The sequence below is a fragment of the Herbaspirillum sp. SJZ107 genome, from assembly GCF_006715485.1.
In the GTDB taxonomy this organism is placed as follows: domain Bacteria; phylum Pseudomonadota; class Gammaproteobacteria; order Burkholderiales; family Burkholderiaceae_D; genus Telluria.
The window spans coordinates 1,918,368-1,941,365 of record NZ_VFNH01000001.1; the positions used below are offsets into that span (position 1 = coordinate 1,918,368).

Here is a 22,998-nt window from a genome sequence, read left to right on the forward strand (position 1 = left end):
CTTTTTCACCCATCCTGCGCCCACGAACCCATGATCCGCCGCCCTCTTCCCGTCCTGACCCTGATGCTGTCGCTCGCCTTCGGCGCGCCCTTCGCCGGCGCAGCCGCCGCAGCTGCAGCCGCCGATTCCGCAGCCGACCAGGCCCCGGCCCCGCAGCGCGACCTGCGCGAGACCTACACCAAGTACGAGTACCACATCCCGATGCGCGACGGCACCCGCCTGTTCACCGTCGTCTATGTGCCGAAGGACAGCGCGAAGACCTATCCGTTCCTGATCAACCGCACGCCGTACAGCGTGGGCGTGTTCGCGGACGGCGAGCGCCACTACGGCGTCGACTGGTTCCCGAAGCAGATCGGCCCGTCGAAGGAGTTCGAGGACGCCGGCTACATCTTCGTCAAGCAGGACGTGCGCGGCCGCTACATGTCCGAGGGCAAGTGGGTCGAGATGACCCCGCACGGCAAGGACGTCACGCGCGCCGCCGGGGCAGGCACCGAAAGCCAGGACATGTACGACACCATGGAATGGCTGCTCAAGCACGTCCCCAACAACAACGCCAAGGCGGGCATCTACGGCATCAGCTACCCGGGCTTTTATACCTCGGCCAGCATCATCGATTCGCACCCGGCGATCAAGGCCGCCTCGCCGCAGGCGCCGGTGACCGACCTGTACATGGGCGACGATTCCTACCACGGCGGCGCCTTCATGCTGGCCGCCAATTTCGGCTTCTACGCCTCGTTCACCGAGCAGCAGAACCCGACCCCGCTGCCCAAGACCCGCAGCGAATTCGACTACGGCACCGCCAGCGGCTACGACTTCTTCCTGCAGCACCTGACGATGCAGAACATCCTGGGCACGATGACCGACAACCAGCGCGCCCTGCTGGCGCCGACCATCGACCACGATACCTACGACGACTTCTGGAAGATCCGCGCGATCGCTCCGCACCTGAAGAACGTCAAGGCGGCGGTGCTCACCGTGGGCGGCTGGTTCGACGCCGAAGACCCGCAAGGGCCGTTCACCACCTACCATGCGATCAAGAAGAACAACCCGAATATCTTCAACGGCCTGGTGATCGGCCCGTGGGTGCATGGCGGCTGGGCGGCCTACGACGGCAAGCGCCTGGGCCAGGTCTCGTTCGACCGCAAGACCGGCGAGGACTTCCGCGCCAATATCCAGTTTCCGTTCTTCGAACAGCAGCTGAAGGGCATCAAGCCCGCCCGGCCGATCGCCGAAGTGACGGCCTTCGAGACCGGTTCCAACGTCTGGCGCCAGTACAGCGCCTGGCCGCCGGTGCAGGCCAAGCCGCGCACGCTGTACTTCGGCGCCGGCGGCAAGCTGACCTGGCAGCAGCCGGCAGCAGCGACGGAATTCGACGAGTATGTGGCCGACCCGAAGAAGCCGGTGCCCTATGTCGCCTACGCCACCACCGACGTGCCGCAGGAATACATGGTGTCCGACCAGCGCTTCGCCGCCTCGCGTCCGGACGTTCTGGTCTACCAGAGCGAGGTGCTGGAAGAGGATGTGACGATCGCCGGCCCGGTCACGCCGAAGCTGTTCGTGTCCACCACCGGCACCGACGCCGACTGGGTCGTGAAACTGATCGACGTCTATCCGGCGGAATACCCGTCGGGCGCCGAGCCGCGCGAACGCGGCCATGACGTCGCCACGCCGTCCTCGCCGATGGCAGGCTACCAGATGCTGGTGCGCGGCAATCCGCTGCGCGGGAAGTTCCGCAACAGCTTCGAGAAGCCGGAACCCTTCGTGCCGGGCAAGGTGGAAGCCATCAGCTACCACCTGGGCGACGTCAACCACACCTTCCGCCGCGGCCACCGCATCATGGTGCAGGTGCAGAGTTCGTGGTTCCCGCTGGTCGACCTGAATCCGCAGACCTTCGTCTCGATCCCGAAAGCCAGGCCGGAGGATTTCAAGAAGGCGACCCAGCGCGTCTATCATGCGCCGGCCACGCCGTCGGGGCTGCAGGTGCTGGTGATGCCGGTCCAATGATGGCCATCCAGTAAGCGTCGTGCTACGCTTGCCTCTTACTTAATAGTAGAGAGGCAAGCTTGAACCATCCCGTCGTCGCCCGCCTTGCCGCGGCAGTCTCGCTGTCGCTGCTGTCCCTCGCCGCTGTTGCCCAGACAGCGGCCCCGCTCAAGACCGAAGTCGCCACCCGCGTCAACGCCATGTACCCGTGGCTGGACGCCACCTACAAGGACCTGCACGCCCATCCGGAGATCGCGTTCCAGGAAACCCGCACCGCCGCCAGGCTGGCCGCGGAGATGCGCAAGCTCGGGTTCACGGTGACCGAACAGGTCGGCAAGACCGGCGTGGTGGCGGTGCTGAAGAACGGCGCCGGCCCGACCGTGCTGGTACGCACCGAACTGGACGGCCTGCCGATGGAAGAAAAGACCGGCCTGCCCTACGCCAGCCGCGCCCGTACGAAGGCCGACGACAATTTCGTGACCCACAGCTGCGGCCACGACGTGCACATGGCGAGCTGGCTCGGCACCGCGCGCACCTTGCTTGAGCTGAAATCGCAGTGGCACGGCACCCTGGTCTTCATCGCCCAGCCGGCCGAGGAAGTCGTGCGCGGCGCCAGGGCCATGCTGGCCGACGGCCTGTTCACCCGCTTCCCGAAGCCGGACTACGCCTTCGCGCTGCATTCCTGGCCGCTGGCCTACGGGACGGTCGGCTACAACAGCGGACCGGTGTCGTCGAATTCGGACGCGCTCGAAATCCAGTTCAAGGGCCGCGGCGGCCACGGCTCGGCACCGGACAAGGCGCTCGATCCGATCGCGATCGCGGCGCGCTTCGTGGTCGACGTCCAGACCGTGGTCAGCCGCGAAAAGGATCCGAAGGAATTCGGCGTGGTGACCATCGGCGCGATCCAGGGCGGCACGGTCGGCAACATCATTCCGGACAACGTGCAGGTCCGCGGCACCATCCGCTCGTACAGCCCCGAAGTGCGCGCCAAGCTGCTGGATGGCATCCGGCGCGTCGCCAACGCCTCCGCCGCGATGGCCGGTGCGCCCGCGCCCGACGTACAGATCATCCCGGGTGGCGCCGCCATCGTCAACAACGACGACCTGGTGCGCAAGACCGAAGCCGTGTTCAAGGACGCCTTCGGCGCCGACAAGGCGCAGCGCATGCCGGCCATGACCGCCAGCGAGGATTTCTCGGCCTACGCCGACGAAGGCATTCCGTCGATGTTCTTCTTCACCGGCGTGTACGCGCCGGAAGCGGTGGCGGAAGCGGCGCGCCCGGGCGGCAAGCCGGTCGCGTTCAACCACTCGCCTTTCTATGCGCCGGTGCCGGAGCCGTCGATCAAGACCGCCGCCCAGGCCATGACGCTGGCGGTGCTGAACGTGATGGGAAACGCGGCGCGCTGACCGGCCGGCCGCTCAGCGCGCGGCCCCGTTGGCCCAGCCCGCGTTTTCCATCGCGGCTGCCGCAGCCTGCTCCGCGGGCAGCGCAGCGTCCCAGCGCGCCGCATTCAGGCGCGCGCCGGTGGTCGCTGCGGACGCGTCCGAGGCCAGCCACAGCAGCGGCTCGACCATCACTTCCGGGCGCAGCAGCTGGCTGCGCACGGCATCGGGTACGCCATCCGGGATCATGCCGGTATCGGTGGCGCCGCCGGGCAGCAGCCCGTTGACGGTGACCCCGGTGGCGGCCAGGTCCTGGGCCCAGATCACGGTCTCGGACTCGAGCGCGGCCTTCGATGGGCCATAAGGCGAAAAGCCGGCACGGCGCATGGTCTCGTGGTTCATCGTGATATTGATGACGCGGCCCCAGCCCTGGCGCAGCATGTGCGGCACGGCCGCCTTGGCCATCAGGAACGGCCCGTTGACGTTGGTGTCGACGATGGTGCGCCAGGTGTCGCTGTCGACTTCCCAGAACCGCGTCGGTTCGGTCAGGAAGGTCGGGCTCACGTATTTCATGCCGCGGCCGGCGTTGTTGACCAGGATATGCAGGCCGCCGAAAGCGGCAACCGCTTCGTCGACCAGGCGCCGGCAATCGGCTTCCCGGGTCACGTCGGCCTGCAGCGCCAGCACGCGGCGCGCGCCCAGCTCGGTGTTGATGGCGTCGGCAACGGCGCGGACCTCGTCGCTCTGGCGCGCGGCCGAGACGACGACGCTGGCGCCGGCGCGCGCCAGGCCCAGGGTCATCGCGTGTCCGAGTCCGCGCCCGCCGCCGGTGACGATCGCGACCTTGCCTTCCAAAGATGCCGTATTCATTGCTGCCTACCTCCATGGTCTGTCGCGCCTGGCGAACCGGGGCACCATCATACATCGGAGGGGCATCATGCGCTGGGCATGGTCAGGAACCGTAGCCGCTTGCCTTCAGGATCGCTTCGATGTCGCGCAATTCGAGCAGATCGCGGATGGCCGCGTGCTTGTCGCCCGCCCGTGCAACGTAGGCCTCCGCGATACGCATGCCGACCCAATAGCCTGCCTCGAACGGCCATCCTGCCGGCGCGGCATTGTAGTTGCCGATCCAGCGCCGGAAATGGGGACTCGCCATCGGATTACGCAGGCCCTCGCTGTCGGCGCGCAAGGCCGCGCGGTCGCGCTGGAATTCCTGCCACAGCCAGGACTCCCGCTGGCGCGCCCACGCATCGCGTGACAGCTCCGGGACTTCTCCGGTGACCAGGCTGGTAAGGTAATCGGCGACGCCTTCGCGCAGGGCTTCGCTCAGCAGCGGATCGGCCTGTTCCTGCGCAGTCCGGTCGCCCTGCCAGGTATGGGCCGTTTCGTGCGCAAAAAAGCCACGCATTTTGGTGCGGAACCCGGCGGGCGACGTTCCGGGCAGACAGACGACCTCCAGGCCGATGACCTGCGCCTCCGGGCTCGCGGTGCCGCCCGAATTACCGGCGCCGAAGACGATTTTGATGTCGGGTAGCGGACGCTCGGGAAGCAGACCCGCATACGCCAGGTAGATGGCCCGCAAATCGCTGCGCAATGCGGGCAGCTGCGGCAGGCAGTTCTGGATGGCGTAACGATAGTGGTCGGGCCTGGCGGTTATCGCCCGCGCCAGATGCCGGGCGTCGACGATGCGGTCCGGCGTAAATATCTTCACACCGGTTCCGGCTCGATCCAGATAATCGCGCTGCAGGATTTCCGGTGTGGGCGGGGTACCGTCCTTCATCAGATTCGCAAAGCGCAGCGCGTCGCTTGCATCGATTTCGGCTGCCAACGGATCCACGCCGCCGACGTGCGCACGCGCACGCGCCGCCGTGTCGATATTACGGATGCCGATGCCCGAGGACAGCGCCTGCGTGGGTTGCGCGCTGCCGGTGCCGGCCGCCGGCTTGTCGGCTGCCTGGCCCAGGCCGGCGACCAGCGCCAGGCCGACGGCGGTCACCAGGCGGCGCTGCATGCCACGGCGAGCGGTGATGCGATTCGATGTCTTTTCCATTTTATTCAGGCCGATCACAAGTAGACCAAAGCGGACAAGAATTGCCTAAATGCATTCTTATTTTTATTCTATGACGGCTTTGGCCAGAACGGCGACGTATGTATTCAAAATAATCTGCCGCGCATAAGGAAACGACATGGCGAATACGGCCCGGCCCCCATAAGCTGCAGCCGGCCCCGGCAAAACGGCAACCTGTCGCATCCGCCCGGCACGGACGTACCCGGTTCTCTACAGTCATTCGATAGTCAACCTGTCATGAAAGGAAACATCGAATGCTGCAACCACGTACGGCCATCATGCTGGCCACCCTGTTCTGCGCCGGCGCTGCGCATGCCCAGTCCACGCGGAACGCCTTCGACCCGAGCACGCTGAAAGGCCCGGCCAGGGGCGCACCGAACGAGGTGATGGTGCTCGGCACTGCCCACCTTTCCTACCTGCCGCCCCCGTTCCAGCCTCCCGCCCTGTCCGGCCTGAACGCGCGCCTGCTCGCCTGGAAGCCGCGCGCCATCGCCATCGAACGCCTGTCGGGCCAGCAGTGCGCCTGGATGCGCCAGTTCCCCACGCGCTTCAAGGACAGCGTCGACACCTACTGCTGGGACCCAGCCCCGGCGCGCGCCGCCACCGGCCTCGACGTCCCGGCAGCCACGGTCGAAATCGACCGCCTGCTGGCCAGCTGGCCGGCCAGCCCGGCGCCGGCCCAGCGGCGCCACCTGGCCGCGATGTTCCTCGCCGGCGGCGAACCGGTATCGGCGCTGGTCCAGTGGCTGCGCCTGCCGCAAGCCGAGCGGCGCGCCGGCGATGGCCTCGACGCCGGCCTGGTCGCGCTGCTGGAAGCCGGCAAGGTCGGACGCGGCAAGCGCAGCGAGGACACGCTGATCGCGGCACCGCTGGCGGCCGCGCTCGGACTGGAACGCGTATATGCGATGGACGACCATACCGGCTTCGGCCCCGAGCCGGATCAGAAAGCCTACGCCGCAGCCATCGACAAAGCCTGGAACAACAAGGCGAACGCCGCGCGCAAGGAGGCCGACGACCGCTTGAAAGCCGGGACAGGCACCGCCGACGGCGTGCTGGCGCTGTACCGCGCACTCAACGCGCCGGCAATGGCAAAAGTGATCTACGACAGCGACTTCGGCGCCGCACTGGAGGAAGCTTCAACGCAGCAGTTCGGCCGCGGCTACGTGACGTATTGGGAAACGCGCAACCTGCGCATGGCGTCCAACATCCGCGAAGCCGTCGGCGACACCCCGGGGAACAGGATGCTGGTGATCGTCGGCGCCAGCCACAAGTGGTATCTGCAGGCCTACCTGGACCAGATGCACGATGTGCGGATCGTGCCGACGGATGCGGTGCTGCGCTAGCGCTTGAGGCCGGAAAGCGAATGCAGCAGGCTGGCGCGCGCGGCCGTCCAGCCGCTGCCGGCGAGCTGCGGCGCGCATTCGGCGCAGGGTTCGAAGGGATTGCAGTCATGCGCGATCTCGACGTACAGCGAGCCGGTCACCAGCTTGGCGGCATAGGCATCGACCCGGCCGCTGCCCGGCTTGCCGGACCCGCCGGCGGCAGGCGCTTCGCCTTCCTTCGGCATCCACTTGGCAAAGGCGTCGAGCGCGACGCCGTTCGGCACGTACCAGCGCTTCTTTCCGGGGTTCCAGCGTGCGCCGAGCGCGCGGGCTTCGTCTTTTTCTGCGTAGGGGACGTTCAGGAAATTCATGCTGTTCGGGTGCGGATGCGTGGGGCGACGATGCTAACGTATCCGGCCCGAACAAGCAAACCGCCCCACTGCGCGACGGCGTGACGTTGCCGCGTTACCGTTGCGCCTTACCTCTGCCGCATTACCTTTGCCGCATTACCTCTGCATCCCCCAGCGCCGCACAGTCAGCCGCTCCACCTGCTGGAACACGATATTCTCGAACAGCAGCCCGATCAGGATCACCGCCGCCAGCCCGGCAAACACCTTGTCGGTGAACAGCTCGTTGCGGCTCTGGAAGATGTACCAGCCCAATCCGCCCTTGCCGGAGGTGGTGCCGAACACCAGCTCGGCCGCGATCAGCGTGCGCCAGGCGAAGGCCCAGCCGATCTTGAGGCCGGACAGGATCGCCGGCAGCGCCGCCGGCACCAGGATCTGGGTCACCATGCGCACGTTGCCGAGGCCGTAGTTGCGGCCGGCCATGCGCAGGGTTTCCGGGACCGAGCGGAAGCCGGCGTAGGTGTTCAGCGCCAGCGGCCACATCACCGAGTGCATCAGCACGAAGACCAGGCTGCCCTTGCCGAGGCCGAACCACAGCAGCGCCACCGGCAGCAGCGCGATCGCGGGCAGCGGGTTGAACATTGCTGTCAGGGTTTCCAGCAGGTCGCGTCCGACCCGGGTCGAGATCGCCAGCGTCGTCAGCAGGAAGGCGCCCGCGACGCCGGCCAGGTAACCCTGCAGCAGCACCGCCAGCGAGACGCCGATGTAGCCCGGCAGTTCGCCGCTCGCAATCCCTTCGACCAGCGCCTTGGCCGTCTGCAGGAAGCCCGGCAGCAGCAGATCGTTGTCGGTCCAGCGGGCGATGGCTTCCCACAGCGCCGCGATCAGTGCCAGCAGGACGCCCTTGCGCAGCCAGCCGGCCTGTCCCAGGCGTTGCAGCGGCGAGACCGGCGCCACGATGCTGGCCGCGGGAATGTCCGCGGCATGCGCCGACGCCAGCGGCACCTCGTATTCCGGCCGTACCGGCGGCTCCCATTTCACATTCACACCTGCAGTCATCATTGCACCGCCCTTCCTGCTGCCGTTTCCTCGACATGCGCACCGGCGCCCGCGCCGAACAGCAGATGATGGATGCGGCCCGCGGTCGCCTGGAATTCGGCGCCGCCCGCACTGTGCAGGCCGAACTGGTGGCTGTTGATCTCGGCCCGGACCCGTCCCGGATGCGGCGACAGCAGCAGGATGCGGTTGCCGACCACCAGCGCTTCCTCGATCGAGTGCGTCACGAACAGCATGGTGAACGGCGATTCCTCCCACAGCGCCTGCAACTCCTCCTGCATGCGCCGCCGCGTGAGCGCGTCCAGCGCGGCAAAAGGCTCGTCCATCAGCAGGATCTCGGGCTGCATCGCCAGCGCCCGCGCAATCGCGACGCGCGCCTTCATGCCGCCCGAGAGCGTGTGCGGATAGGCGTCGGCGAACGGCGCCAGGCCGACCTTGGCCAGCCAGTCCATCGCGCGCGCCTCGGCTTCCTTCCTGGGCGTGCCGCCGGCCAGCAGCGGGAACATGACGTTCTGCTTGACCGTCTTCCACGGCGGCAGCTGGTCGAACTCCTGGAACACGACGATGCGGTCCGGCCCCGGCTTGAGGATCGGCTTGTCGTCCAGCTGGAGGCTGCCGGCGCGCGGGGCGATGAAGCCGCCGACCGCCTTCAGCAGCGTCGACTTGCCGCAGCCGGATGGCCCCAGCAGCACGAAGCGGTCGCCGCGCCAGACCTCGAAGCTGACGTCGTGGGTGGCGCGCACGGTGCCGCGCTCGGACTGGTAATCGATGGTGACGCCGCGTGCGCGCAGCAGCGGCTCGTTTTGCACAACCTGGAAAGGCAGCACGTTCATGGTCAACTCCCTTTGTGATGCCTGCAGCCCCGTTCAGCTGCCCTTGGCCAGCGCCGGATGCTCGAAGAAGTAATCGCGCCAGCTGGCCGGCTTGTTCTTGATGGCGCCAGCCCCGTGCAGGAAAGTCGCCATGCCCTGGGTGTTCTGCGGCGCGACCTTGAACTGGATCTGCGGGTTCTTGATCACTTTCAGCAGGAAAGCGCGGTCGATCTTGCCCTTGGTGACGCGCAGGTAGGCGTCGGCCGCCAGCTCGGGATTCTTGGCGATCAGCTGGGCCGCCTCGTCCAGCGCCTCGACGAAGGCACGGTAGGTCTTGGGGTTGTTCTTGACGTATTTTTCGGTGGCGTACAGCACCGTCGACGAGCTCGGGCCGCCCTGCACGTCGTACGAGTTCAGGACGATGTGGGCCTTCGGGTTGCCCGCCAGTTCCTGTTCCTGGTAGGGCGGCGTGGCGAAGTGGCCGTTGATCTCGGTCTGGCCGCCGATGATGGCGGCGGTGGCGTCCGGGTGCGGCACCGACTGCGTGAGGCGGTCGAGGCGCGTGAACTGGCCGGTGCCCCACTGCTTGGCGGCCGCCATCTGCAGGATGCGCGACTGCACCGACACGGTGACGGCGGGCAGCGCGATGCGGTCCTTGTCGCTGAAGTCGGCGATGGTCTTGACGTTCGGATTGGTCGAGACCAGGTAGTACGGGAAGTTGCCGAGCGACGCCACGCCCTTGACGTTCTGGCGCCCCCTGGTGCGGTCCCAGATCGTCAGCAGCGGGCCGACGCCGGCGCCGGCCACGTCGATCGAGCCGGACAGCAGCGCATCGTTGACGGCGCTGCCGCCGGACAGCTGGACCCACTCGACCTTGATCGGCACGCCGAGCTGCTGGCCGTGCTTTTCGATCAGTTTCTGGTCTTGCGCCACGTTCAGCAGCAGGTAGACGATGCCGAACTGCTGGGCGACGCGCAGCTGGCCTTCGGCGAATGCGGAGGCGGACGGCAGGGCGACGGCGGCCGACAGCGCCAGGGTGGCGGTGAGTTTGGTCAGGGTGAAACGCATTGGTGATCTTTCGCTGGCAGTGGTCAAAAGGCGGCTCAGAACGGCACGTCGCCTTCGATGGTGGTGCGGTACAGCTTGCGGCGCTGGTCGTCGGGGCAGCCGGCCGCCAGGTGCATCAGCGAGCGGTTGTCCCAGAACACCATGTCGTGCGGCTGCCACCGGTGGCGGTAGATATGTTCCGGGCGCGTGCTGTGGTCGAACAGTTCGGCCAGCAGCGCGCGGCTTTCGTCTTCCGGCAGGCCGACGATGCGGGTGGTGAAGTGCTCGCTGACGAACAATGCCTTGCGTCCGGTTTCCGGATGGGTGCGCACCACCGGGTGCACCACCGGCTTCACTTCGTCGATCTGGGCCTGGGTCAGGTTCGGACGCCACGGGCTTTTCTTCTGCAGGTCGGCGTAGCGCGCCAGGTAGCTGTGTTCGGCCTTCGCGTCCTCGACCGCGCGGCGCAGGTGGGCCGGCAGCCGTTCCCAGGCGGTGTGCTGGTTGGCGAACAGGGTGTCGCCGCTGCCGTCCTCCGGCAGTTCCTGCGCGTGCAGCATCGAACCCAGGCTGGGGGTCTCTTTATAGGAGAGGTCGGAATGCCAGAAGTGGCCGGCGTCGCCGAGGCCGATCGGCTGGCCGTTTTCGCGGATGTTCGAGACGATCAGGACTTCCGGCTGGGTCGGCAGCTGGAACTGGCGCAGCACGTGGATCTGCAGCGGGCCGAAGCGGCGGCTAAAATCGACCTGCTGCGCCGGGGTGATGTGCTGGTCGCGGAAGACCAGCACATGGTGCATCAGGTGGGCCCGGTGCAGGCGCGCGAAATCATCGTCGCCGAGCGACAGCGACAGGTCGAGGCCCAGGACTTCCGCACCGAGGGCGGCGTCGAAGGGCTTGATGACAAATTGTTGGCGTGTTTGCAATACGGCGGACATGAAAAGCCTTGCTGAGTCGTGATGCGCTCAGGTTAAGGGCGCACGTCATGTCCGGCAACGAAGCTTTTCGAGCATCGTCATGCATTTTTTGTACTAGCGGCAGAGCGCCTCCAGCGCCATCACCGGATCTACTGCCGGCAAGCCATCGAGCTTGACCCCGGCATCCTGCGCGCGCCGGTCCATCAGCAGGCCGTCGCCGGCGCGCGGACTCGGTGCGCGGTAGGCCGGGTCGCCCTGGGCCGCGTCCAGCGCGACGTAGCGGGCGCCGGCGCCGTCCAGCCTGGCCATCACGTCGGGCAGCGTGGCCGCGCTCCAGGCGCCGAGGTGGGTCAGCAGCACTTGCGGGATCATGCGGCCGTACACCCGCTGCGACACGGCGCGGGTGCGCGCGATGGTCTGGTCGACCCGTTTCAGGTAATCGGCCTTCATGGCCGCGATCGCGCCCTGGTCGCCCTTATTGCGGCAGCGCGCATAGGTATCGGTGTAGGCCCAGTCGTCGAAGCTGATGCTGACGTCGGCGATGCGGTAGCCGCGCCCCTTGAGCCAGGCGGCGGCGCCGTCGTGGCGCGCCGGGTCCTTGCCGGCGTCCAGGAAGGGGTAGCGCAGTACCTTCCAATCCTGGCCGCGCATGCGCGCCGCAATGGCCGGCTCGCCGGCGGCGACGTCGTCCTGCCAGGCTTGCAGCGATGGCGCCTGGCTCAGGCCCAGGTGGGTGTTGCTGTGATTGCCGAGCGGGTAGCCGGCGCGGCGCCAGGCGTCGAGCGCGGCTTCGCTGGCCGGCTGTTCGGCGATCCGCCTGGCGTTGACGAAGCCCCACGCTTCCGGCACGCCATGGTGCTTGAGCGTCGCGATGTAGTCACGCGCGATGCCCGGCCAGTCCATGCCCTCCGGCAGCGGGCCGTGGACCGGCAGGTCGTCGACGGTGACGGCAAGGTCGAACCGTTCCACAGGGTCGGCGGCGGTGGCGGGCACCATGGCGGCGGCCGCGCCCAGGGCCAGCGCGGCGGTGATCAGCTTGGTCTTCAAATGATGTCTCCGGATAAGATACGCGATTGACTTTTTATAATCCTGCGCATTACGATGGGTGTGATTTGAAATCGATTTCAATGGTAGCGCACGCGGCAGTGCCGTGCTCGCTATATATAACAGACAAGAACCAGGAGACAAGATGACCCGCCCCGCTGCCATCCATCGGCCCACCCTTCGCACCCTCGCCGCCGCCCTCCTGCTGGTGGGCAGCAGCGCCGGCACCATGGCCGCCACGCCCCCTGCGATCAAGATCAATCAACTGGGCTTCCTGCCGGCCTCGCAGAAGCTGGCCGTGGTGCAGGCCGGCAGCGCCGCCCGCTTCGCCATCCTCGACGCCGCCAGCGGCCGCACCGTGTTCGAAGGCGACCTCGGCGCGCCCGCGACCTGGGATGCGTCCGGCGAAAACGTGCGCCTGGCCGATTTTTCGGCGCTGCGTACGCCCGGCACCTACCGCCTGCAGGTCGCCGGCCTGCCCGATTCGGCCCCCTTCCCGGTCGGCGCCGATGCCTACCGCGAACTCGACGCCGGCGCGATCCGCGCCTACACGCTGAACCGCGCCAGCATCGCGCTGACGCCCGCCGTCGCCGGGGCCTACGCGCGCGCGGCCGGCCACCCGGACACCCGGGTCGAAATCCATCCGTCGGCGGCATCGAGCAAGCGCCCGGCCGGCACCATCATCTCCAGTCCCAAGGGCTGGTACGATGCCGGCGACTACAACAAGTACATCGTCAACTCGGGCATCAGCACCTACACCCTGCTGGCGGCCTACGAGCACTTCCCGGGCTGGTTCGACAAGCTGGCCGTGCGCCTGCCGGAATCCGGCAACGGGCTGCCGGACCTGCTCAACGAAGCGCTGTGGAACCTGGAGTGGATGGCGACCATGCAGGACCCGGAGGACGGCGGCGTGTACCACAAGCTGACCAACAAGGCCTTCGACGGCATGGTGATGCCGGACCAGGCCACCGGACCGCGCTACGTGGTGCAGAAGAATACCGCGGCGACTCTCGACTTCGCGGCGACGATGGCGGCCGCCAGCCGCGTGCTGGCACCGTTCGACAGCCAGCAGCCGGGCCGCTCGGCACGCTACCTGGCGGCCGCCGAAGCCGCCTGGGCCTGGGCCAAGGCGCATCCGGCGCTGCTGTACAAGCAGCCGGCCGACGTGTCCACCGGCGACTACGGCGACAAGAGCGTCGACGACGAATTCGCCTGGGCCGCGGCCGAGCTGCTGGCGACCACCGGCAAGGACGTCTACCGCGCGCAGGCACTGGCCGGCGGCGGCAATCCCGCCCAGACGGAACCGGGCTGGGCCGACGTGCGCATGCTGGGCTGGGTGACGCTGGCGCGCCCGCATGCGCGGGTGGCGGCGGCCGACGCCGCGGCGGTGCGCCAGCCGCTGCTGGCGAATGCCGACAGGCTGGTCGCGCGCTGGCAGGCGTCGCCCTACCGCGTCAGCATGGTGCGCAAGGATTTCGTCTGGGGCAGCAACGCCGTGGTCCTGAACCAGGCGATGATGCTGGTCGCCGCCTACCGCGCCGAGCCGCGCCCGGCCTACCTGCAGGCGGCGCAGTCGGCGCTCGACTACGTACTGGGCCGCAACGGCCCGGGCATCTCCTTCGTGACCGGCTTCGGCACCACCTCGACCATGCATCCGCACCACCGGCCGTCGGTCGCCGACGGCATCGCCGCGCCGGTACCGGGCTGGCTGGCTGGCGGCCCGAATCCGGGCCAGCAGGACAAGAAGGGATGCCAGGCGCCGTATCCGTCGTCGCTGCCGGCGCTGTCCTACCTGGATGACGCCTGCAGTTATGCGAGCAACGAGGTGGCGATCAACTGGAATGCGCCGCTGGTGTATGTAGCGGCCGCACTGCAGTCGCTGGTGAAGTGAAGACGGGTTCCTGACAGCCGCCCAAGCTTGTTGCCCGACCCCGGGCAACAGGCTGGATGGAGCGCCTCAGCGCGCAGTGGCCACCATGTCGGCCACCGCCGCGACCAGCGCTGCGCCTTCGATCGGCTTCGACAGCACGCGCAAGCCGCCTCCCACTCCCTGGATTTCCATCGGATAGGCCGATACCACGGCGATCGGCAGCTCGGGGTACAGCGGCCGCACGCGGCTGATGAGTTCACTGCCGTTCATGCGCGGCATGCGGATGTCGGTCACCATCGCATCGAAGGACTGCCCGTCGAACAGCGCCAGCGCCTCGATGCCGTTCTGTGCGGTCGAGACGCGGTAACCGGCGGCTTCGAGATAGCGCCGGAAGATATAAGTGATGGCTTCTTCGTCGTCCACCACGAGTACGTGTTTCATTCTTCCCTCTCGTCATGGCACCCCGTCCTTCTGCGGCAGGATGCGAGCGTACACGCCACAGGCGAATCGATCGATTATAGACAGATCGACATGCAGGCCGCGCACAATTCGTTCCATCCGGCACTTTGCTGGACTGCGGCACACAATGTTGGGCGCAAACATTTTTGTTGCCGAGTTTGGTTCGACTGCTCTACACTGGCGTGTAAAGACGGGCGCAGGCAGGCCCGCATGAACGCATGCACGACATGCATCTGCAGCTGGAGACAACATGGAAGACAACACGATCCGCCGGATCGTCATCCTGGGCGGCGGCACCGCCGGCTGGATGGCGGCCGCCCCTCTCGCCCAGCGCCTCGGCAACCATGCCAGCGTGACCGTGGTCGAGTCGCCCGACATCGGCACCATCGGCGTCGGCGAGGCGACCCTGCCGACAATCCGCTTCTACAATGCGCTGCTCGGCATCGACCAGGCCGACTTCATCGCCCGCACCCGCGCGACCTTCAAGCTCGGCATCGAGTTCTGCGACTGGGGCCATCTCGGCAACCGCTTCTTCCACGGCTTCGGCGACTTCGGTCCGCCGCTCGCCGGACGCACCGCGCACATGCACTGGCTGCGCCTGGCGCGCGCCTTCGACCGCATGCCGCCGCTGGAGGACTGGTCGATGCCGGCGGTGATGGCGCGCGAATTCAAATTCGTCCTGCCCAACAAGAGCCAGCCCGGCGTCACCGACAGCTTTTCCTACGGCTTCCATTTCGACGCCGGCCTGTATGCCAACTACCTGCGCGACTATGCTGTGGCGCGTGGCGCGCGGCGCGTGGAAGGGACCGTGACCGCGGTCGAGCAGCATCCCGAGACCGGCTTCATCACCGCGCTGACGCTGCGCGACGGCCGCCGCATCGAGGGCGACCTGTTCATCGACTGCTCCGGTTTCCGCGGCCTGCTGATCGAGGACACGCTGCATGCCGGCTACGACGACTGGAGTGACCAGCTGCCCTGCAACAGCGCCCTCGCCGTGCCGTGCGCCTCGGCCCCGCGCCTGACGCCCTATACCCGTTCGACGGCGAAGGATGCAGGCTGGATCTGGCGCATCCCGCTGCAGCACCGCACCGGCAACGGCCACGTTTACAGCAACGCCTTCACCAGCGACGAACGCGCGCGCGACACCCTGCTGCAGGGGCTGGACGGCGCCGCGCTCGACGAGCCGCGCCAGCTGCGCTTCGTCACCGGACGGCGGCGCAAATCCTGGATCAAGAACTGCGTGGCGATCGGATTGTCGGCCGGCTTCGTCGAGCCGCTCGAATCGACCAGCATCAACCTGATCGAAACCGCGGTCGGCAAGCTGGTCGAACTGTTCCCGGACCGCGATTTCCGCCCCGAGCTGGCCGACGAGTTCAACCGCGTGATGAGCGTGCGCTACGAATCGGTGCGCGATTTCATCATGCTGCACTACAAGCTGACCGCGCGCGACGATTCCGAATTCTGGCGCTACTGCGCCGCCATGCCGATCCCGGACTCGCTGCGCCACCAGATCGAACTGTTCCGCGAGACCGGACGCGTCACCATCCTCGACCGCGACGGCTTCGCCGAACCCTCGTTCGTGGCCATGATGACGGGCCTGGGCGTGGTGCCGAAGCGCTACGATCCGATGGCCGACGGCGACGACCTGCGCCAGGTGCATGGCCACTTTGCCGCCCTGCGCGACATGATCGCGGCGGCGGTGGCGAAAATGCCGGACCACGATACCTTCGTGCGGACGCAGTCGGTGAGCGCCAAGGTGGCCTAGCCGCCGGCGCCCGGCTCTCAAGCGATGGCGGCCGCCAGCGGCACCAGCCAGCGCTCGGCAAACCGCTCCGGCGCTTCCGGCCTCCCGAAGTAATAGCCCTGGGCTTCGCCGCAGCCGAGCGCGCGCAGCGCCTGCGCTTGCGGCTGGGTCTCGACCCCTTCGGCGATCACGTCCAGGCCCAGGTTGCGTGCCATGCCGATGATGGTGGTGACGATGGTGTGGTCGTGGCGGTCGGTCAGCATGTCGCACACGAAGCTGCGGTCGATCTTCAGCTTGTCGGCCGGCAGCTGCTTGAGGTAGGCCAGCGACGAATAGCCGGTGCCGAAGTCGTCGACCGCGATCGAGAAGCCGTCCGCCTTGAGGGTGGCCATGATCTCGATCGCGCCCTCGACGTTCGACATCAGCGCGCTCTCGGTCAGTTCCAGCGCCAGCTGGCGCGGGTCGACGCCGGCCGCGCGCGCGATGCCGCGGATGCTGGCCACGATATCCGGCTCTTCCAGCTGGCGTGCCGACAGGTTGATCGACAGCCGGCCCGGGAATGCCAGCCCGGCGTCGCGCCAGGCGGCCAGCTGGCGGCAGGCCTCGCCCAGCACCCATTTGCCGAGCGCATGGATCATGCCGCGCGCCTCGGCGATCGGGATGAAGGTCGCCGGGCTGACCCAGCCGCGCTGCGGATCGTGCCAGCGCAGCAGCGCTTCGGCGCCGATGGCGGCGCCGCTGTCCAGGCTCACCTGCGGCTGGTAATGCAGCTGCAGGGCCCCGGCGGCCAGCGCCCGCCCGAGGTCGCCCGCCAGCTCGATCCGCTCGCGCAGGCCGACGCTCATCTCCGGCTGGTAGAACACGTGGCCGCCGAGCGCCTTGGCCCGGTACATCGCAATGTCGGCGCGCTTGAGCAGGTCGTCCATCTCGCTGCCGTCGCGCGGGAACACGGCAATGCCGATCGCCAGCCCGACCGGGAAGCTGTGGCCGCCGAGCGTCACCGGGTCCGCCATCGCTTCATGCAGGCGCTCGGCAATGCGGGCGGCGGTGGCGGCGTCGGCGCGCTCGGCCACCACCACGAACTCGTCGCCGGCCAGGCGCGCCAGGATCTCGTCCGCGCGCAGCGCCGCCTGGAAGCGGCGCGCCACCTTGACCAGCACCTGGTCGCCGGCACCGTGGCCATGGGTGTCGTTGATTTCCTTGAAGCGGTTCAGGTCCATGTACAGGATCGCCAGCGGGTACTCCTCGCGCCGGGCCTGGGCCAGCGCCACCGCCAGCCGTTCGCCGAACAGGCTGCGGTTGGCCAGCCCGGTGAGCGAATCGTAGAGCGCCAGGTTGCGGATCTTTTCGTCGGTGGCCTTGCGCTGGGTGACGTCGGTGTTGATGACCAGGATCGCCTTCGGCTGGTTGTCGTCGTCGCGCACCAGCGTCCAGTGGCCCTCGACCGTCAGGCGCACGCCGTCCTTGCGGCGCTGGCCGGCCTCGCCGCGCCACTCGCCGGTCTGCAGCGTGGCGTGCACGGCGGCATCCAGGGCGCCGGGGCCATCGCGTACCATGCGCTCGTCGATGCACTGGCCGAGCACTTCCTCGCTGGTCCAGCCGTACAGGCGCTCGGCCCCCTTGTTCCAGAACTGGATGCGGCCGTCGATGCCGCGCACGATGATCGCATCGCGCGCCTTGTCCAGCAGCGAGGCCTGGTCGCGGTGGCGCGCGGCGTGCAGGCGCGCTTCGTCGCGCAGGCGCTGTTCCTCGGTCACGTCTTCCGCCATCACCAGCAGCCGGCGTTCGCCCTCGGCCAGCTGGATGCCGGCCATCGCCACCCGCAGGCGCTTGTCGCCGCGGGTGATGCCGATGCCGTGGCGGCTGCCGCCGGAGGCCAGCAGGGCCAGCGCCTGCGCCCGCAGGCCCGGCTGCGGCAGCAGCTTGCCGATGTCGAGGCCGGCGCGCTCCATGCGGCGGCAGGGGCCGGGATCGAGGCCGAGGATCTCGCAGAAGGCCGGGTTCACGCTCAGCACCACGAGCCGCTCGTCGAGCACCATCAGTCCGGTCGGCAGGCTGGCGATGATGCTTTCAGCATAGCGCTTCAGGCCGAGGATGGCGCGGCGGTCGGTGAGGTCGGTGAGCGCGCCGGCCAGCCGGATCGCGCGCCCGCCGGCATCGCGCTGGGCATGGCTGAGCGCGCGGAACCAGCGGTACTCGCCGCCGGCGCAGCGCAGCCGGTAGCTGATGTCGTAGGGCGTGGCGCCGCTGCGGTCGAGGATGTGGGCGGTGAAGGCCAGCTTGGTCGGCTCGCGGTCTTCCGGGTGCAGCAGCGCCAGGAAGCCGGCGAAGTCGTTCGGCAGGTCGCGCGTGTCGCGGTAGCCGAGCAGGCGTCCGATCTGCTCCGACCAGACGAAGCGGTTGGCCGGATCCGTCAGCTTGCGCTGGCCGAGTTCGAGGTCCCACAGGCCGTCGCTGGTGGCGTCGCGCAGCAGGTCGAGACGGGCGCGCAGGCGCCCGTTCTCTTCCTGCAGCGCCGCCACTTCATCGCACACTTCCCGGACCACGTCGCGCAGCGCTGCCTGGCGCGCCGCCAGCGGGGTTCCCTTCCGGTCGCGCCGTCCCCGGCGCTGGCATGGCATGGATCGCATCGTTGGTCCTCCCGGGAAAGCTCATCGAAGACGCGCATTCGCCAGTATGGACCCGCTCCCCGGCCGGTGTCAGCGTGCCGGAGAGCAAACTCCACCGGAACTGATGGAGATCAAGTGTTTGATAGCATTTTTACCAAGCCATCTTGTTTCGGATAAAAGCCGTCAGGCGCGCCGCATTCGCCTGGTGCTGCTTCACGCGCGGATGCTGGCCATAGCCGGTGAACGGGAAGAACACCGTATCGATGCGGGCGTCGCCGCCCTTGCGCAGGCGCTCTACCGCCGCCGTGACGTAGCCGGGCCAGGCCGAACCGGCACGGGTGGCGTCCATGCTGCCGAGAGCGCACACGATGTAGGCCTTCGGATACAGCTGGCGCACGCGCGCGACGAACCTCTGGTAGGCGGCGATGCGTCCCTCGTCGTTCGGCTCGGGCTGCTGGCGGTGGTCGCGGCCGATCAGCCAGCTGTCGTTCTGGAGCAGGTTGATCACGACCACGTCCGGCGTCCAGGCCGCGAAATCCCAGCGCGTGTCGTTGTCGCCGACCGCGCTCAGCTGGTCGTAGAAATCGGGCATGGTGAACGGGAACCAGCTGATCATCACGCCGATGCCGCTCTGGGACGTCATGTGCAGCTCGGCGTCCAGCGCACGCGCCGTGATCGCGGCATACGACATGAAGCTGTTCTTGTCCTTGCCGGCGTCGTCGCGGCCGTTGTCGGCGCCTTCGTTGCCCATGCCGCTGGTGATCGAATCGCCGAAGAACTCGATGCGGCGCGCCGGCCGCGGCGGCGGCGCCAGCAGCTCGCCGCCGTCGGCCAGTTCCAGGCCGCGGAAGGTGGTGGCGCCCTCCTCGCCTTCGGTGCGCTTGGTGATCAGGAAGCTGTGCCGGCCCGGCGCCAGGCCCTGGGCCACCAGGTAGGTCTTGTCGCCCTGGGCCGCTTCCAGCACGTAGGGATAGGTCAGGTCGCCGTCCAGGAACACGTTGAAGTAATTCTTGCCGCGCTGGTCGTCGAGGCGGACCGACAGGCTGCTGCCAGTGAAGTTGCCGGCGATCGCGGTCGACGGCCAGGAGATCACCGGCGCCGCCGGCTTCGAGAAATCGATGCGGCCGGTGTATTGCAGGTTGCGGTTGTCGGGCACGACCACATTGGCCGCAGCGGTGGCGCCGACGTGCGCGAGCGCCGCGAGCAGCAGCGCGAGAGAGAGTTTTTTCATTGCGGGGCTTTCAAAAATGCCGGCAGCTCGTCCAGCGTGATCACGTTCGGATGGTGGTAGACCTTGTTCTTGTGTTGCGCGGTGTTGTAGTAGTCGCCGCTCCAGAAATTGTCCTTGGCGGCGACACCGGCGCCGGCGCGGGCGTCGTTCCAGACCGTGAACCAGAGCCAGGGCGCGCCGTCCGTCCGCATGTTGTCGGGGTCGGGGATGTAGCTGGTCTCGGACAACGCCACCGGCTTCGCCCTGGACGGAATCGCCTGCGCCTTGCGGTAGACCGCGGCCTGCGACTTGTAGGTTTTGGCGTCGCTGTCGTCGTAGATGTCCCAGCCGACGATGTCGACCACGTCGTCGCCCGGATACCAGGCGGCATCCTGGCCGTTCCAGACCCAGACCAGGTTGTGCAAGCCATGCACTTTCACCAGGCGCTCGTGCATGTGGCGCCACAGCAGGATGTAGGCCTGCGACTGCGCCACGCCGTCGGCGCGGGTGCGGCCCCACCAGAACCAGCCGTCGCCCGCGCTGCCGGATGCCTCGTGCAGCGGGCGCCACAGCACGCTCACGCCGGCATCCTGCAGGCGTTTCAGTTCACCCGCGATCAGGTCGATGCCGGCGTCGAGCTGGCGGTAGGCGGCGCTGGCGGTGTCCAGGCGGCCGCCGGCGACCGGGATCGTGAAGCCGGTGTTCTTGCGCGCGTCGGGCTCGCGCGCGTAGAAATTGGCGCGGTCGGCATCAGGCGTGCCCAGCAGCGCCGGGTCACGCCAGTGCCAGCAGAAGGTGACCAGGCCGCCGCGGCGGGCAAAGGCGATCGCCTCGTCGACCTGGTGCAGGCCCTGGGCCGGCTTGCCGGGCTGGCCGGTCTGCCCTAGGTTCATGAAATCGTAGCCCATCAGGGCGGGATACCTGCCGGTGTCGGCGAACACGCGGGCGGCCATGTCGACGCTGTCGTCCCAGGTGAGGTCTTGCTGGCCGGCGAGGGTCTGCTTGCCCTGGATCGACAGGAGCCAGGTGTACAGGGCGCGGGTGCGCTGACTGGCGTCGGGGTCGGACAGGGCCGGCGCGGCGCTGGCTGTCATTACCGCGGCCAGAAGAAGGGTTGCGATGATTCCGCGTTGTGGCATCGTTTGCTCGAATGGTTATCCGTAAGACCGTCGCCCCTGCGCAGGCAGGGGCCCAAGTTGGTCGCGACACCCGCAACTTGGGTCCCTGCCTGCGCAGGGACGACGTTGATCGGTAGCGGGGTATCGCAAGCTACGCGGCTCCTATGGCGTGTACGTCCCCATCTTCACCTTCAGCACCGTCGGCGTGGCCGGCAGGTTCAGGCCGTAGTCGGTCTGGTCGCCGTTCCAGTTGCGCTCCATGACCCACTTGCCGTCGCCGTCGAAGCGGCCCTCTTCCACGCGCACGAACATCGACGGCCTGGCGCCGTTGGCGCCGCTGCCGGAAAACTTGATGCGCGCCTGCTGCCCGACCAGCACGAATTCGTCCGGCCCGAGCTGGGCAAAGGCGACGCCGCCGTTCGGGGTCTCGGTGCCGGCTGCGTATTCGTTCTTGTCCTTCAGGTACTCGCGCTCGCCGAACTGGAATTCGCGGAACGAGACGGTGGCGGTCCAGCCGTCCAGCGCCACGGTCTGGGGCTTGCGGTCGTCGCCCTCGGCCACGCCGCGGGTGCGCCCTTCGAAGGCCCAGCGTGCCCAGGCCCGCCCCATCGGCGCGAACACGCCATAGACGGTGGCGAAGGGTTCGACCATGCGGCGGTCGGTGAACTTCGCGCCGAGCGGGTAATTGCTGTAACTGGCGTAGTCGATGCCGAAGGGCGCCACCCCGAGTGCGCCGCGGCCCAGGATCTGGTAGAGGTAGCGCGCATAGCCGGCGGCATTGCCCATCTCCGGCACCATCAGCGGGTTGTCGGCGCGCTGGAAGCTCTCCAGCGTGGCACCCACCTTGCGCGATTCGGGCAGGTAGATGTCCGGCGCCGCGAAATCGATGTGCGGGGCGGCCGCCTTGTAGATGTCGATCACGTCGTAGGTCGGGCCGCCGCTGGCGAAATCCGACTTCCAGGGCGCTGCCGGCAGCGGACCGGGCTCGCGCAGCGAGTTGTTGACGAACATCGGCAGGTCGTAGACGGCGCGGCCGGCCTTGGCGACCTCCTCGATGTAGCGGGCGATGGCCCAGGTGTGGAAGTACTGCTCGGCGTAGTCGCCGTAGACCTCGGCCCAGCTGCCGCCGGCCATGCCGGTGGCGGCCGCTTTGGCGGGCTGCGCCGGCTTCTGGCGCGCCAGTACTTCGGGCGGCACCGGCTGCGCAAACGCCGCCTGGGCGCGAGGCGCATAATCGCGCGCCACGCCGTAGGTGCCGACCTCGTTCTCGACCTGCACCATGATCACCGTGCGCTGGTCGGCGTCGATCTTCTTAAGGTGCGCCATCAGCGCCACGAAGGCCTTGCGGTCGGCCACCAGCGTGGCCTCGCCGAACGGCGACAGGCAGTAGCTGGTCTTGCCGTCCTTGTCGATCATGCGCGGAAAACGGCGGTTGTCCAGTTTGACCCAGGCCGGGGTGTAGGCCGGGCCGGTGTTCTTCCAGGTGCCGAACCACAGCAGCACCAGGCGCACCTTGTTCTGGCGCGCCTGAGCCACCAGGGTGTCGACCCACGAGAAGTCGAACTGCCCTTCCTTCGGTTCGATCTGTTCCCAGGCCACCGGGATCTCGAGCGTATTCGCGTGCGCATCCTTGATGGCGGCCCAGACCTTGGGCAGCGCCGCCGGGTAATTGCTGGAGTTGTGGGCCTGGCCGCCGAGCACCAGGAAGGGCGCGCCGTCGACCATCAGGGCATGGCGCCCGTCCTGGGTGACGATGCGCGGCAGGCCGGCGGAAGATGCCGCCTGGCCGGCGCCGGCGGCCAGCGCCAGGCACAGGCCGAGCAGGCGGGGAATACGGGAATACGCGCGGCGGCTGCGGCGGGTCGGGATGCGCATGGGTCTCCTGGTTATTGTTATCGTTGTCGGCAACGTTGGGAGGCATGCTAAGCGATCACGGACGCAATCGGCAAGCGCAACATGTTCACGCTAACATATGTTGCGTTATCTGCGCTAAACACTGTGATTTTCACTCAT

Annotated in this window: 18 protein-coding genes; 5 read left to right on the top strand and 13 right to left on the bottom strand. The window is 67.9% G+C overall.

The features are described 5' to 3' along the window. The first annotated feature begins 30 nt into the window (after positions 1-30). Together FBX97_RS08585 and FBX97_RS08590 are read left to right on the top strand one after the other, a co-directional pair. Positions 31-2,004, top strand: coding sequence for a CocE/NonD family hydrolase (locus FBX97_RS08585; protein WP_255517356.1), 1,974 nt, complete (start codon positions 31-33; stop codon positions 2,002-2,004). Between the two features lie 59 nt (positions 2,005-2,063). Then, positions 2,064-3,389, top strand: coding sequence for an amidohydrolase (locus tag FBX97_RS08590; protein ID WP_141830330.1), 1,326 nt, complete (start codon positions 2,064-2,066; stop codon positions 3,387-3,389). A gap of 12 nt (positions 3,390-3,401) precedes the next feature. On the opposite strand, the gene FBX97_RS08595 is transcribed toward FBX97_RS08590, so the two are convergent. Beyond that, positions 3,402-4,235, bottom strand: a complete 834-nt coding sequence (locus FBX97_RS08595; RefSeq protein ID WP_141830332.1) for an SDR family NAD(P)-dependent oxidoreductase — start codon at positions 4,233-4,235, stop codon at positions 3,402-3,404. A gap of 82 nt (positions 4,236-4,317) precedes the next feature. Further along, positions 4,318-5,433 carry a hypothetical protein gene (locus tag FBX97_RS08600; RefSeq protein WP_141830333.1) on the bottom strand — a complete coding sequence of 372 codons (1,116 nt, stop codon included), beginning with the start codon at positions 5,431-5,433 and terminating at the stop codon, positions 4,318-4,320. A 254-nt stretch (positions 5,434-5,687) separates the two neighbouring features. Between FBX97_RS08600 and FBX97_RS08605 the strand changes: the two genes are divergently transcribed. Beyond that, the gene (locus tag FBX97_RS08605) at positions 5,688-6,776 is read left to right on the top strand and encodes a DUF5694 domain-containing protein (protein WP_141830335.1); all 1,089 of its coding nucleotides are present in this window, start codon (positions 5,688-5,690) and stop codon (positions 6,774-6,776) included. Here the strand turns inward: FBX97_RS08605 and FBX97_RS08610 are convergent. From FBX97_RS08610 to FBX97_RS08635, 6 genes are all read right to left on the bottom strand, one after another. Then, positions 6,773-7,126: a DUF5710 domain-containing protein gene (locus tag FBX97_RS08610; RefSeq protein ID WP_141830337.1), complete on the bottom strand. Its 354-nt coding sequence runs from the start codon at positions 7,124-7,126 to the stop codon at positions 6,773-6,775. The two genes, FBX97_RS08605 and FBX97_RS08610, sit on opposite strands and share 4 nt — an antisense overlap. 135 nt (positions 7,127-7,261) lie before the next feature. Further along, the gene (locus tag FBX97_RS08615; RefSeq protein ID WP_141831051.1) at positions 7,262-8,161 is read right to left on the bottom strand and encodes an ABC transporter permease; all 900 of its coding nucleotides are present in this window, start codon (positions 8,159-8,161) and stop codon (positions 7,262-7,264) included. Then, the gene (locus FBX97_RS08620; RefSeq protein ID WP_141830339.1) at positions 8,161-8,991 is read right to left on the bottom strand and encodes an ABC transporter ATP-binding protein; all 831 of its coding nucleotides are present in this window, start codon (positions 8,989-8,991) and stop codon (positions 8,161-8,163) included. Before FBX97_RS08620 ends, FBX97_RS08615 begins: the two co-directional genes overlap by 1 nt. 33 nt (positions 8,992-9,024) lie before the next feature. Beyond that, positions 9,025-10,038: an ABC transporter substrate-binding protein gene (locus FBX97_RS08625; protein WP_141830340.1), complete on the bottom strand. Its 1,014-nt coding sequence runs from the start codon at positions 10,036-10,038 to the stop codon at positions 9,025-9,027. A 35-nt stretch (positions 10,039-10,073) separates the two neighbouring features. After that, positions 10,074-10,952: a TauD/TfdA family dioxygenase gene (locus FBX97_RS08630; protein WP_141830342.1), complete on the bottom strand. Its 879-nt coding sequence runs from the start codon at positions 10,950-10,952 to the stop codon at positions 10,074-10,076. 93 nt (positions 10,953-11,045) lie between these two features. After that, positions 11,046-11,978, bottom strand: a complete 933-nt coding sequence (locus tag FBX97_RS08635; protein ID WP_221631770.1) for a polysaccharide deacetylase family protein — start codon at positions 11,976-11,978, stop codon at positions 11,046-11,048. 142 nt (positions 11,979-12,120) lie between these two features. Between FBX97_RS08635 and FBX97_RS08640 the strand changes: the two genes are divergently transcribed. After that, on the top strand, positions 12,121-13,866 hold the full coding sequence (locus tag FBX97_RS08640) for a glycoside hydrolase family 9 protein (protein ID WP_141830344.1): 1,746 nt from the start codon (positions 12,121-12,123) through the stop codon (positions 13,864-13,866). 66 nt (positions 13,867-13,932) lie between these two features. Here the strand turns inward: FBX97_RS08640 and FBX97_RS08645 are convergent, their stop codons facing one another. Then, the gene (locus FBX97_RS08645; RefSeq protein WP_141830346.1) at positions 13,933-14,286 is read right to left on the bottom strand and encodes a response regulator; all 354 of its coding nucleotides are present in this window, start codon (positions 14,284-14,286) and stop codon (positions 13,933-13,935) included. A 268-nt stretch (positions 14,287-14,554) separates the two neighbouring features. Between FBX97_RS08645 and FBX97_RS08650 the strand changes: the two genes are divergently transcribed. Then, the gene (locus FBX97_RS08650; protein ID WP_141830348.1) at positions 14,555-16,069 is read left to right on the top strand and encodes a tryptophan halogenase family protein; all 1,515 of its coding nucleotides are present in this window, start codon (positions 14,555-14,557) and stop codon (positions 16,067-16,069) included. 17 nt (positions 16,070-16,086) lie between these two features. Here FBX97_RS08650 and FBX97_RS08655 read toward each other — a convergent pair whose 3' ends face one another. The 4 genes from FBX97_RS08655 to FBX97_RS08670 form a co-directional block, all read right to left on the bottom strand. After that, a complete protein-coding gene (locus FBX97_RS08655) occupies positions 16,087-18,678 on the bottom strand; it encodes an EAL domain-containing protein (RefSeq protein ID WP_141830350.1) in 2,592 nt (863 codons plus the stop codon). Positions 18,679-18,808: 130 nt separating this feature from the next. Then, positions 18,809-19,888, bottom strand: a complete 1,080-nt coding sequence (locus FBX97_RS08660) for an SGNH/GDSL hydrolase family protein (protein WP_141830352.1) — start codon at positions 19,886-19,888, stop codon at positions 18,809-18,811. After that, positions 19,885-20,961, bottom strand: coding sequence for a glycosyl hydrolase (locus tag FBX97_RS08665; RefSeq protein ID WP_255517357.1), 1,077 nt, complete (start codon positions 20,959-20,961; stop codon positions 19,885-19,887). The genes FBX97_RS08660 and FBX97_RS08665 overlap by 4 nt, the downstream gene beginning before the upstream one ends. 186 nt (positions 20,962-21,147) lie before the next feature. After that, a complete protein-coding gene (locus tag FBX97_RS08670; RefSeq protein WP_141830356.1) occupies positions 21,148-22,860 on the bottom strand; it encodes a DUF5597 domain-containing protein in 1,713 nt (570 codons plus the stop codon). Positions 22,861-22,998 lie beyond the last annotated feature (138 nt).